The following is a 12,824-nucleotide window of genomic DNA, read 5'->3' on the forward strand; positions in this document are numbered from 1 at the left end:
CACTGCTTCGTTGAACTGGAGAGAGCGGTACAATCCGCCGGATCGTACCGTGGCAAGATCCTGTCCCTCGAGAGCGGTCCGAATTACAGCGGCCGTTCGCGCGGCGTTACGGTGCATCGGTGGCCCCGGATAGACCGCGCGGACGTGATCCTTGACCTTGCCCCCTGGACTTAATCCAGATTGAACTTCGCTCTGGCCCATATGAGGACCAGAGCATGAAGCGCAGCCGCTTTACGGAAGAGCAGATCATCGGGATTTTGAAGGAGCACGAAGCTGGCGTGTCGGTTGCCGATCTGTGCCGGAAGCACGGCGTCAGCGATGCCAGCATCTACAAATGGAAAGCCAAGTTTGGCGGGATGGAGGTCTCGGAGGCCAAGCGGCTGAGGACGCTGGAGGATGAGAACACGCGGCTGAAGCGGCTTTTGGCCGACGCCATGCTGGACAATGCTGCGTTAAAGGACCTCCTGGGAAAGAAGTGGTGACGCCCGCGGGGAAGCGGAAAGCTGTCGCCCATCTCATGGAGGCCCACGAGATGAGCGAACGGCGGGCGTGTAAAGCCATCGGCTGTTGCCGCATGACCATCAGATATCGGACGACCCGGGCGGATGACGCGGCCCTACGCCAACGCATGAGAGCGATTGCCGAGGTGCGCCGTCGCTTCGGCTATCGGCGCCTGCATGTTCTGCTCAGGCGGGAGGGCTATCTGGTCAACCACAAGAAACTGTTCCGGCTCTACCGGGAAGAGAGGCTCGCGGTCCGTCGCCGTGGTGGCCGCAAGCGGGCGCTCGGGACCAGGGCGCCGATGGTGGTGCCGATAGCGCCGAATGACCGCTGGTCGCTCGACTTCGTCTCGGACCAGCTCACCGATGGCCGCCGCTTCCGCATCCTGACCGTGGTCGACGAGTGCACGCGCGAATGCCTGGCGTTGGTGGCCGACACCTCGCTGTCGGGCTCCCGGGTGGCGCGGGAGCTGGACCGGCTGATCATCGAGCGCGGCAAGCCCAAAATGGTGGTCAGCGACAACGGCACCGAATTGACCAGCAACGCCATCCTGACATGGGCCGATCAGAGCCGCGTCGCCTGGCATTACATCGCGCCCGGCAAGCCGACGCAGAATGCGTTCATCGAAAGCTTCAATGGCCGTCTCCGAGACGAATTGTTGAAAGAGACGCTGTTCACGTCGCTGGCCCAGGCCCGCGTCGAACTCGGACATTGGCGGGCCGACTACAACGATACGCGACCTCACTCGCAACTCGGATGGAAAACACCATCGGAGTTTGCCTTCACCTGCAACCCGCGACGGGATCTGGCGCTGCGCTATGACGATGGCTCCGCACCAGCTCCCGTCGCTACCACCGCCCATTCGGGTAAATCCAACAGCCGGGGCGAACTCAGGACTGGATAAAACTTGGGGGCAAGGTCATCCTGCCCGAAAAGGTGCTCAAACTGCTCGATGGAAATGTATTGAGCTTTGTCGGAATGCGCGATGCGCTGCGCCGGCTCGGCCAGTCGACACGCAAGGGCATCTTGCTTTATGGCCCGCCCGGCACCGGCAAGACCCACACGATCCGATACCTCGCAACTAACCTGGCTGATCAGACCACTCTGATAATGGCAGCCCAGGAGGTCGGTGCGCTTGGTGAATATATGAACCTCGCCCGGCTGTTGCAGCCGGTATTAGTGGTGATCGAGGACGTCGATTGATCGCGCGCGACCGCAATGAGATGCGAGACGCGCGCGAAGAAGTGCTGCTCAACAAGCTGCTCAATGAGATGGATGGGCTGAAGGAGGACGCCGACATCCTGTTCTTACTTACCACCAACCGACTGGAAGAGCTCGAGGGCGCGCTCGCGGCGCGGCCTGGCCGGATAGACCAGATCATCGAGGTGCCTTTACCTGATGCTCATGGCCGCGACAAGCTGGTGCGGCTCTATGGCAAACGCCTGCCACTCACTGAGGCTGTCGTCAATGAAGCCGTGCGACAGAGCGAGGGCGTCAGCGCCGCCTTCATCAAGGAGTTCATGCGGCGCATCGCGCAATCGTCGATCGCGCGCGATGGCGGCAAAACGAGCATCTGCAATGATATCGATCAGGCGCTGGACGATATGCTGCCGATGAGGGGACGTGGATCGCGGGCCGAGCAAGCTTGACCGTGAGCCGCGACAAGGGGCAGGCAGGAGCGGCCACAAAGTGGGCGCGCAGCGGTCCGAAATGGGTCAGTTGGCCGACGTTAGATCGGCGGCGAGCTGACCGGCGAGTTGGAATCCCGCAGGCGGCTCGTGCGCCAGCGCATTCAGACGGACCATGAGCCGGATGCTTTCCGGTGAACCCATACGGGTCTCGCTCCGCCGCGCGGAAATCAGGATGAAAGCTGACATCGCTGCTACGTCGAGCGCCGCGCTGCTCGGAATGTTTCGGTGCCGCGCCTCTGATTTCGCTAGCCCTTCAGACCTGAATCAACGCGCGTGAGCACCTCAGAGCATCCAGCCTTCACAGTTCGTTGGCCGCTCGCTACGGCGTTGTGGCGTTCGGGTGCAGGCGGCTTTGCTCTACCGAGCTACACCAACAGGTGGGACATGACCTGCTGGGTGCCAAAACCATCTGAATGTGCCTTATTCTGGCTCCGTGCTCGATGGATGTCCGCGCGCGGGAACGCGCAATACTCCGTTGCAGGGTGATATGCGTCGATCAATGTTTTCCGGACAAGGTGATTCCGCACTGTCTCAACGGCGCCATACCAATGGAATTCAGTCACTGATCGTTGCGGTACGAATCGTACAATTCTGCATCGATTGGGATACATCGTGCCGGATGTGAACGCTTTCGTCCGATCCGGACAATATTTGTGCGCCGAAAAACAATCTTGACCTGTCAGAACGCATGACACGCAACTTCCGGGAAGCGCGATGGTCCGAGTGCGAAACGTCTATGGTTCAGCCTATCAGTTGGCCATGCGGAGCAGGCCTTTCAGGCCAGTGGCGTCGGCAACGACCGCCATCGGCGTCTTGCATGATTGTGCGGCGGCTGCTTGGCGTTGAGAAAGAAGAAAATGGTCGAAAGCGCGCTGAGCAGCCTTTTGCTGGTCTCGCTCAAGGGTTCGGTCGTACGCCCAACGTAGACTGCCGATCTTCCCAAACGCGAGGCGGGCCTTACGACTGGCGCAGTTTGTGAGCTGACACTGAAATCGTGGAGGATGAGGTGCGTACACTGCGGTGGGAGACAAGAGGCCACACTCAATGAGCCAGCAGCGGATTGTGGTGACCGGTACAGGCGCCGGCATCGGAAAGACGGTGTTCTGCGCAGGACTCGTCAATCTCCTCGGTGCGAAATTTTGGAAGCCGATACAAGCCGGCGTCGAAGGAGAAACCGACACAGAGCGCGTCGCTCGGCTTGGCAATCTTCCGTCGCATCGCATCGTACCTGAGCGTTACCGACTTCAAACGGCAGCTTGGCGCCACTCCGCGGAAATTGGCGAGGTTCGCATCAAAACGGATTCGCTGGACGTGCCGGACACCGGAGGGCAGCCGCTCGTGATCGAGGGTACCGGCGGACTAATGGAGCCGCTGAATTGCGGCTCTCTTTACATTGACCTCTTGGAGAGATGGCGACTTCCTGTCGTGCTCTGTGCGAGCTCAACTCTGGGCGCGGTCAATTGTTCACTGCTGTCCATAGAGGCGCTGCGAAGGCGCCACATCGACATTCTTGGAGTCGCTTTCGTTGGAGAAAAGAATTCAGATGCTGTGAGAGCAATTTGCGAGATTGGACGGGTGCGTTGGTTAGGGCGACTGCCCTGGATCACGCCTTTGTCGGCAGACACTCTGCAAGCTGCGTTCAAGACCTCGTTCTGGCCCGATGATTTCAACCCAGGACGCTAAAGATGAAGTCGTCAATTTGGCATCCGCATGCACGCGCGCTTCAAGGCAGGTAACAACCGCCCGGTCTCTTTAGCCGCAGCCGTTGCGGCGTCCGATCTGAAGACGATCCTTAGGGTGAACTTTCATTTCCCGAATCGAAGGCTCATCTCAAGGATCATGTTCATCAGTTAACCATCAACCAGTGTCTGCTTTATTTGTTCGGCCCGTTCCTTGGACAGCTTCTCGGCCAAGCTGTGATCCTTTAACAGTGCCATCCCTTGCGTTGTCGATCGTAAACCATCCAGCCGGTGGTCCCCATTCGAACGAAGAACCTGGATTGTTGCGGAGCTACTTCGTCGCTCAATAGTTCCTCCTACCTTGACCTGTTGCGAAATCGCGCCCGTTGTCCCGAGCAAAGACAACAGGAAAACACGTCCACGCTTTATTCCCGAACTGGAACACTGAAAGTCCCAGGCAACAAACGCACTGCACAGCACGTGCCAGTGGCCGAGCATCTTTCGATGCCGTGTTCGTCGTATCCCGCTGCCGCAGAGGGGCAGGCAAATGCCTCGTGACATTGATCACCTCGCCTGAGTCCAGCCGGGCCCATGACCCCTGTCGGCGTCGCTGTGTCTTGCCGTCGAGCGAAGCGGCCCATTGTCGACCGCATCGTCCTGGGAAGGCTTGCACCATCAGCTACGGGGGAGGATTGTCGCAGCGATCGTCAATTTAGGCCTCAGTTCGCGCGGACGAGCCGATTCTGATGGCTCCGCGTTTGATAGCTTCATCACTGAGCCCCGTCAGCGTTTCGCCATTGGGGCTAGGTGCGTCACGCGATGGCAATTTAGTTTTTTAACGACCAGCCCGGTCGGCGTCTTCTCCTGAGCCGACCTGAACAAGCCGTTAGGGATTGCGGCGCTCGCGCTATTCGGGCTATCGCAAAGGATTGGACTCCCCTGGCCATCATTTCGTCCTCATCGACCTTGCATCACTGAGCAGCGAGGAAATTTTTGTCCGATCCGATACCGCTTTACCCTCGCTAGGGCGTAGGTCACCATCACGCCGGTTGGGCGCGGAACGTTTCCTTCATCAGGTTTTGCACAGCCCCTGCGTCAGATCCATGCCCGTTTTCGACGGAAAGGAAGAATGTGGACGCGCCGATGATGCGGTGGATTTGTCATTCTGTGCTATTGCGAAGCGTTCCAAGAAAGAACTAGGTCATCTCTGGGGGAACGGACATCACGTCCGAGCTCACGGCCTGCCTTAGTTCGCCCGGATTACGTCCCCCGCTTATTCCAAGGCTCACCCCCGAAAGTAGTTCTCGCAGTTGGGGCCATTTTGAGCAAAGGAATCGCTCTGCGGCTCTCATGGAGTGGCTGCGACACGTTCTGCTGCAGCCTCATCCTGGGCCATCTTGCGCAGAGCGCCACGAATAATTTTGCCCGTGGTTGTTAAGGGCATCGCATCAATAAATCGTACCACACGCGGATATTCGTGCGCTGCCAGGCGTGACTTGACGAAATTTGCGATGTCGTCGGCCAATGCATCTGATCCAATATATCCATCCTTAAGCACCACGTATGCGGCAACGATCGCACCCCGAAGCGGATCCGGCTTGGCGACAACCCCGGCAATACGGACAGCTTGGTGCGCAAGCAGGCAATCCTCCACTTCTGCAGGGCCAATCCTGTAGCCGGCGGAGCCAATGACATCATCATTGCGTCCCACAAAGCGAAGCCGTCCCTCAGCATCGCGTACCCCCAGGTCACCCGTGACAAGCCAATTCCCATCCGGCCCTTCTACGAACTTTTCGCGCGTCGCTTCAAAATTTTGCCAATAGCCGAGGAACATCACGGGATCGGGGCATAATACCGCAAGGGCGCCTTCCGTCTCCTCAGGTTGACGAATGCCGGTTGCGGCATCGATTACATCAACAACGTGGCCGGGCACGGGCCGGCCCATTCTCCCCGGCAAGGGGGGCTCCAGCGCTGCACAGGAAGAAACCACCATGTTGCACTCGGTCTGGCCATAAAATTCATTGATCGTAACGCCTAGCGTCGTGCGTCCCCATTCGATCAATTCTACACCTAGCGGTTCGCCGCCGCTTACCACCGAGCGAAGGCACACCTCAGGCGTTTCGGTCTCGGGCAAGAGCTTCATCATTTTCAAAGCCGTGGGAGGCAGAAAGGCATTGCGTATTCGGCAGGTTTTGATCAGGTCGAAAGCCGCCTCTGCTGTGAATTTAGCAAACCGGCAGGCGACAACCGGGATGCCGTGATGAAGCGCCGGCATCAGGACATCGAGTAGACCGCCAATCCATGCCCAGTCTGCAGGAGTCCAGAAACGATCTCCGGCCTGAGGGAGAAATTCGTGGCTCAATTCGACCCCTGGCAGATGTCCCAACAGAACCCTGTGGGCGTGAAGGGCGCCTTTAGGGTTTCCCGTGGTGCCTGACGTGTAGATTAGAATTGCTGGATCATCCGCGAGCGTCGATGCAGGTCCGAAGGCAGGTGATTCTGCCGCACAAAGTGCAGCGAAACTTCTGGCTGGTCCAATCGCGCCGTCGACGCAGATGATCAGCTCCAATGCGGGGAGCTGTTGAAGAAGAGGCTTTATTCGCTCGACGCCCGAGGCGTCCGTTACGATTGCTCTTGCGCCAGAGTCTGCCAGGCGATGTAGAAGGGCATCGGGTCCAAACAGTGTAAATAGCGGGATCGAGATGCATGCGAGTTTTGCTAGCGCAACATGCGCCACGGCTGTCTCGAAGCGCTGAGGCAGCATAACACCAATCCGGTCGCCCATCTCTCCGGCACGCCGGCCAATGCCGCGCGCGCTCAAGGCGTTGGCCAGCCGGTTGGACATTGCCTTCAAGTCGGCGAAGCTGTATTCGCGAGTGGATTTTCCAGGCTCTACGTCGATGATCGCCAATCGACCAGGCTCTTTATCGGCCCACCTGTCGCATATGTCGGCACCGATATTGTAGTAATCGGGGATATTCCACCTATACCCATTTCGAACCTCATCGAAAGTTTTTGCCTTTTTCAGCATACTTGTCCTCCGTCCGATCTGAGAAAGCCTGCTGACCTGAGCTCCGGGCGATACGCGTCCTTCTGCTGTGCTCCTCGTCGTGTTTCCAACGACGGCTCCACGGTCCATCGGTCATGTCCTTCAGTCCTACCCCTGGACCAGCCGGTGCGTTGAGGCGTTCCGGTGCGCCTTTCGCCCGTCCGGTCATGTCTTGAAGCGAGTGCGCTGGCCAATTCCCGGAAGCAGGCAGTGTCGGCGATGGGCGCAAAAGACAAGCGCAAATGCCGATTGCTGGCGCCTCGCGCGTGCTCCCTGTGGGCGGGCCGGGGCAGATGCTCTCGCACAGTCCGTGAGCAAGATGAGCAGTCGCGAGCGAGCCTCCTTCTTTCCGAAGTCTTCCTGACAGTGCCCTCGAACCAGCCAGCCTGTGCCGAGGCGCTGCTCACCATCTTCTCCATCTTGATTGAAAGTTCAGACGCTGCCGAACGACGGTTCGACCGGCTCCGCCCCCCATTGCCGGGGTTGCTGACGCAGCGCGCCATGTTGTCCCTTGCCGTGTCACGCAACCCAACCTGAGCAATCCGGCTCGGAAAAGCCGAGCTCCGGCAATAGGCCTATGAAAAAAATATGTCAAACAGAAGAAAATAATTGACTTTGATCTATGAATTTCGTTCTGTTGTGGAACTCGCTATTTCGATGTGTGCAATGCCAGCTTCGGGTGACGTGTTGCAGGACCCAGAAACCTTGCCAAATGTGCTCTCGCCGTTGGACCCGCGCCCGGTCGAACTGGTAAATGCCAGCGGACGTGCCGACTTTGTGCTGGTTTGCGAGCACGCCGGGATCGCTGTTCCAGGGCGGCTCGGCAATCTTGGTCTGCGCGCGGCGGACACACTTGGGCATATTGCCTACGATATCGGCGCCGAAGGTGTGGCACGTCGACTTGCGGATCTACTCGATGCTCCGCTTTTCCTGCAGCGCTATAGTCGGCTGGTAGTCGACTGCAATCGTCCCTTTAATGCGCCCGACTGCATTCCGGAGGTGAGCGATGGGACAGTTGTCCCGGGCAACCTGAACCTCGCGGAACATCTGCGCCGGCAGCGTTATGCGGAGATTCACGAGCCATTCCATCGGGAAGTGGCGCTTTTTCTAGATGGTCGCGCGAGGGCCGGCTCGCGGACGGTCCTGGTCGCGGTGCACAGCTTCACGCCACGACTGTCAGGAGGGCCCGGACGTCCCTGGCAACTCGGTGTGCTCTCCAACCGTGACCGTCGCTTTGCCGGGCGTTTCCTCGGCTCTTTTCAGGAGCGCAACCCGGAGACGATCTGTGCGCACAACGAGCCATATGCCGTCGACGATCAGGGCGACTACACGATCCCGGTGCATGGGGAGGGGCGCGGCCTGCTGCACCTCCTGCTTGAAATTCGCAACGATTTGATTGGCGATCCCGAGGGACAGTACCGATGGGCGAGCTTGATCGCCCAGGGGCTGATCGATGCGCGAGAGAAAGATCATGTCAACGACTGATTTCCCCACGACACGCGAGCTGCCGCTCAATCCCAACGTGTCGGCGCTGTTGTTCATCGACGTGCAGAATTTTTGCGCGCGACGCGATGGCGGCGAGTTCAAGGATCTGACAGACGCCGAGTTTGCCGACAACTACGGCTACTATTTCGATCGCTTGAAGAACCTTGCGATTCCCAACATGCAGCGGCTGCAGGGGGCGTTTCGTGGCGCAGGCATAGAAGTTCTTTACACCACGATCGAGAGTCTTACCAAGAATGGTCGCGATCGCAGTCTCGATTACAAGATCAGCGGCTTCAATGTCCCAAAGGGCTCGTGGGACGGGAAGGTTATCGACGAGATTGCGCCCGGCAACGATGAAATCGTGCTGCCGAAATCGTCCTCGAGCGTCTTTGTGTCCACCCACATCGATTACCTGCTGCGCAATCTCGGCGTCAAGCAGCTGGTGTTGGCTGGACTTGTCACGGACCAATGCGTGGAATCTGCGGTGCGTGACGCCTGCGATCTCGGCTACCTCGTGACGCTCGTGCCGGATGCCTGCGCCACATATAGCCAGGACCGTCACGACAACACTCTGCGAGCGCTCAAGGGGTATTGCCGCCAAGTCGGTACAGACGCGCTGCTCGACGAGATCGGAAGGTGCTCGGGATAAGTGAATAGGAGCGAGTGAACGCCCGTCTTTGCGGCTCAGGTGCGGCCGCCTGAACCAAACCGCGGCGGCCGCGATCATCGGTTGCTCCCGCTCAAAGAGGTTCAGCAGATACCATCAAGGAGAGGGAAATACGACTGTGGTCATTCAATTTTCTGGTCTTTGGGTGGGTCTGGGGTCTGCCGCTCTGATTGCGGCCAACCCTGCCCATCCTGCCGAGAAGACCGGCGTGATTGCGCTGCTCGCTGGCGCCAGCGCCGGCGATGGCCTCGGATTGGTGGATGGCCCCAGGCTCGCCGTCGACGAAAGCAATAGTGGCGGGGGCGTTGCCGGATACAAGTTTCAGCACGTCATGGGCGACACGCAGAACATGTCACTGGAGTCGGTAACCAGCGCCGTCCAGCGTCTGACGAACGATCCTGACCTCAATGCCCTCAGCACCGGCTATGCGGACTATAGCAATTTCCAGATCGAGTTGATGGCCGAGCAGGCTATGCCCTGCCTGCTCTACAGCAGCACCGATTCGACGCGCGCGATCATTGCGCCCCATCCGGACCCGACCATCTGGTCGTCCAACGCTTCCTATGACGCCTACAAGGCGGCAATGATCCCAGTGCTGCACAGTCTGGACAAGAGCGGCAAGTTGAAGCTGCAAAACAAGAAGGTCGCTCTGATCTCCACCGACAATCCTTACTCGAAGTCGATCATGAATGGATTGAAAAAGAGCTTCGAGGAAGACGGCTGGACAGTCACATCTGCCGACCTTCTGCCAACCGGCCAAATCAGCGAGTGGCGAACGTTCCTCGTCAAGGTCCGCCTGGACAACCAGGCAGTCGTCATAAAAACCGACCCAAAGGCCGGCAACGCGGCGAAGTCTATGACCCGGTTTATCGAGCGGCCGACCAATAACTCCCGCACATTCGGTTCTAGCAGGCTGCGACGGCAAGCGGGTCCTGTTTTCTCCGCAGCAGCATGCTCACGGCGAATTCCGCGTGCCGCCCTGGATGAACCAATAGCGTTGCGGCCAGGCGGCATTTCCGCGTGGCCCACCAGACATGCAGGCCCGCGCGCCGGCTGCCATTGCTAAGTGATAATTTATGCAAGAATTAGGGAGAATTCCAAATGGGCAAACTAGACACTGCAGTGAAGGCCGCCTGGAGCGCGATCGACCGCGAGCGGAGTTATACGACTGAGCTCACTCAAAGGCTTGTCCGGATTCCTTCAGTCAACCCGAAGTTCATCAATGATCCAGACCAGAACCGCGAGAGCGCCGTCCAGGACCTCGTTGAATCGGAATTGACGTCACTTGGTATGTCGATTGACCGGTGGGACGTCTTTCCGGACCGGCCAAACGTCATTGGTCAGCTCGCTGGCTCGGAAGAGCGTAGCCTGCTTTTGTGCGGCCATATCGATGTGGTGCCGGTCGGCGAGGCCTGCACCTGGACGGTTGATCCCTTCGGGGGGGAGATCAAGCATGGTAGGCTTTACGGGCGTGGTGCCATCGACATGAAGAGCGGCGTCGCAGCTGCCATTGCTGCCATCCGCGGCATTAGGGCGGCAGGTATCGAACTTGAGGGACGTGTTGCTCTCCATTCGGTGGTCGATGAAGAAGCTGGCGGCTTTGGTGCGATAGACGCTGTCAAGCGCGGCTATCTTGCCAAGGCGGCGATCATCACCGAACTGACGATGGGCGATATCCAGATCTGCGAAGGCGGTCTGGAATGGATCCGCATCACCATCACCGGCCGACAAGGCCATTCGGCGTGGCGCTATAACGAGATCTGGCCGCAGCGCGACGCACCTGAGCGGCTGCGGCCAGCTGTGAATGCGATCGATATCGCAGGGCGTTTTCTGGAAGCGCTCAGGAATTTCGAATATTCGAGGTGCCGCGCGCGTCAGCATCCATTGCTGCCGCCCGGCATGAATACAATCAATGTCGGAGCAATGCGTGCTGGCGCCGGGCTTGGGCCGGACGGATTGCCGCTCATCATGACGAATCCTGCCATCATTCCGGATGTGGCGGTCATCGACCTCGACTACAAATTCCTGCCCAACCAGACGAAGGAAGAGATCCGGTCCGAGTTCGAAGCCTTCGTGCATCACTTCTGTCAGCAGGATCTCTGGTTACAGAAGAATCCGATCAAGGTCCAGTGGGAGCTCGGTGGCCTGCATTTCCCGCCTATGGATACCGCGCCAGATCACCCGCTCGTGCAATCGCTCTTGCAGCGTCGAACCCAACTTGGCGGCAAGCCGAAGATCTCAGGAATGATTGCCGTCGTCGACGCCGCGCACTACGCCGGTGCGGGAGTTGATGCTGTCATCTGCGGAGCAACGGGCGATGGCTTCCACGGCGCCGACGAGTACGTGGACATTGCATCGCTGGAGGAGACAACGAAAACGCTGGCCGCCGGAATCATCGATTGGTGTGGAATCAAGTGATTGATCGCAAATGCAGTGAACCAGTGCAGTGAAAGAGGAGTGCTACCATGAAAGTTGCTAGTCTTTGGACCAGTCTGATCCTCGCTGCGCTCGCCGCGGCAGCGCCTGCCCATTCAGCTGATAAAATCGCCAAGATCGGCGTCCTCGCGCCGCTGACGGGTAACTCAGCTGCGGATGGAAACGAAATGATCGACGGCGCCAGGCTCGCCGTTGACGAACTCAATGCAGCTGGTGGGGTAGCTGGCTACAGGCTGCAGGTGGTCGTAGGCGACACCCAGAACCAGTCCGCCGATGCCGTGACCAGTGCGATCGAACGCTTGGCGGGTGACCGTGACCTGAACGCCATCCTCACCGGCTATGCCAGCGGCAGCAATTTCGAAATCGAGACCATGGCCGAGCAGGAGATGCCCTACCTGATCTGGGCGAATTCGGCTCAAACGCGGGACATCATCGCGCCCCATCCGGAAAAGTTCCCGACTGTCTGGTCAATGGCGCCCTCCCTGGATGAATACAATACGGCCATGGTGCCGGTGGTTAAGGGCCTTCTCGCAGATGGCAAGCTCAAGCTGCGGAATACGAAGGTCGCCCTGATCTCTTCGGACAATCCCTATTCGAAGACCATCATGAACGGGCTGAAGAAGAGTTTCGAAGACGCCGGCTGGACCGTGACCTCGGCAGACCTTCTGCCGTTCGGTGAGATCGACAACTGGCGAACGTTTCTTGCTAAAGTTCGTCAGGATAATCCAGCTGTTATCATCAGCACGGACTATCAGCCGGGCAATGCCGGGAAGTTCTTGACCCAGTTCCTGGAGCAGCCGACGGACAGCCTCGTCTTCATCCAGTATGCACCTTCGGTCCCCGAATTTTTAAAGTTGACGGGCAAGCAGGCCACGGGCGTCGTCTATAATTTGCTGGGCGGCACGCTGAATACGCCTGCGAACCCGCGGGCTGCCGAAGTGATCAAGAAATATCAGGACAAATATGGCCACGAACCAGGTACCTATGGGCCGGCGCTCTACGAGGAGGTCATGGTCTATGCCGACGCCCTCGCCAAGGTGGGAGATCCGGCCAAACGGCTCGCTATCGGCAAGGCCATTGGCGATACCCGCAAACAGATCGTAAGTGGCAAGCTCTCCTTTGATCCGAAGACGCATCTTGCGGACCAGGGCGACAATTCAATTCCAATTCAGTTCTTCCAGATCTGGGACGGCAAACGGGTTCTGTTTTACCCGAGGCAGTATGCGGACGGAGAGTTCCGTATGCCTCCGTGGATGCAACGATAGCACGACCGGCACCTTTGCGGCCGCGCGGCATCGCCGCGTGGTCGATTGATC

Annotated in this window: 10 protein-coding genes; 9 read left to right on the forward strand and 1 reads right to left on the reverse strand. The window is 58.7% G+C overall.

Annotated features, from left to right (window positions below):
* The first annotated feature begins 215 nt into the window (after positions 1-215).
* The 4 genes from XI06_RS16960 to XI06_RS16975 all read left to right on the forward strand — a co-directional run bounded on the left by XI06_RS16960 (position 216) and on the right by XI06_RS16975 (position 3,875).
* Positions 216-1,405 (forward strand): IS3 family transposase gene (locus tag XI06_RS16960; RefSeq protein WP_271605938.1). Its coding sequence is split into 2 segments (ribosomal slippage): positions 216-465 and positions 465-1,405, totalling 1,191 coding nucleotides; the frame shifts between segments, so codons are not numbered across the junction.
* Positions 1,406-1,479: 74 nt separating this feature from the next.
* On the forward strand, positions 1,480-1,704 hold the full coding sequence (locus tag XI06_RS43860; RefSeq protein WP_271605939.1) for an AAA family ATPase: 225 nt from the start codon (positions 1,480-1,482) through the stop codon (positions 1,702-1,704).
* Positions 1,701-2,150, forward strand: a complete 450-nt coding sequence (locus tag XI06_RS43865) for an AAA family ATPase (RefSeq protein ID WP_271605940.1) — start codon at positions 1,701-1,703, stop codon at positions 2,148-2,150. The genes XI06_RS43860 and XI06_RS43865 overlap by 4 nt, the downstream gene beginning before the upstream one ends.
* A 1,086-nt stretch (positions 2,151-3,236) precedes the next feature.
* Positions 3,237-3,875: a dethiobiotin synthase gene (locus XI06_RS16975; protein WP_271605941.1), complete on the forward strand. Its 639-nt coding sequence runs from the start codon at positions 3,237-3,239 to the stop codon at positions 3,873-3,875.
* Between the two features lie 1,344 nt (positions 3,876-5,219).
* Here the strand turns inward: XI06_RS16975 and XI06_RS16980 are convergent.
* A complete protein-coding gene (locus XI06_RS16980; protein WP_271605942.1) occupies positions 5,220-6,902 on the reverse strand; it encodes an AMP-binding protein in 1,683 nt (560 codons plus the stop codon).
* 627 nt (positions 6,903-7,529) lie between these two features.
* Here XI06_RS16980 and XI06_RS16985 point away from each other — a divergent pair.
* The 5 genes from XI06_RS16985 to XI06_RS17005 all read left to right on the forward strand — a co-directional run bounded on the left by XI06_RS16985 (position 7,530) and on the right by XI06_RS17005 (position 12,773).
* Positions 7,530-8,405: an N-formylglutamate amidohydrolase gene (locus XI06_RS16985; RefSeq protein ID WP_271605943.1), complete on the forward strand. Its 876-nt coding sequence runs from the start codon at positions 7,530-7,532 to the stop codon at positions 8,403-8,405.
* Entirely contained in the window at positions 8,392-9,054 is a 663-nt protein-coding gene (locus tag XI06_RS16990) for an isochorismatase family cysteine hydrolase (protein WP_271605944.1), read from the forward strand. The genes XI06_RS16985 and XI06_RS16990 overlap by 14 nt, the downstream gene beginning before the upstream one ends.
* A 136-nt stretch (positions 9,055-9,190) precedes the next feature.
* The gene (locus XI06_RS16995; RefSeq protein ID WP_271605945.1) at positions 9,191-10,138 is read left to right on the forward strand and encodes an ABC transporter substrate-binding protein; all 948 of its coding nucleotides are present in this window, start codon (positions 9,191-9,193) and stop codon (positions 10,136-10,138) included.
* Positions 10,139-10,173: 35 nt separating this feature from the next.
* Complete coding sequence (locus XI06_RS17000) at positions 10,174-11,490, forward strand: M20 family metallopeptidase (protein ID WP_271605946.1); 1,317 nt, start codon at positions 10,174-10,176, stop codon at positions 11,488-11,490.
* 47 nt (positions 11,491-11,537) lie between these two features.
* Positions 11,538-12,773 (forward strand): ABC transporter substrate-binding protein, encoded by a 1,236-nt coding sequence (locus XI06_RS17005; RefSeq protein WP_271605947.1) that lies wholly within the window; start codon positions 11,538-11,540, stop codon positions 12,771-12,773.
* Positions 12,774-12,824 lie beyond the last annotated feature (51 nt).

It is taken from the genome of Bradyrhizobium sp. CCBAU 11434 (genome assembly GCF_028128895.1).
Lineage (GTDB): Bacteria > Pseudomonadota > Alphaproteobacteria > Rhizobiales > Xanthobacteraceae > Bradyrhizobium > Bradyrhizobium zhengyangense.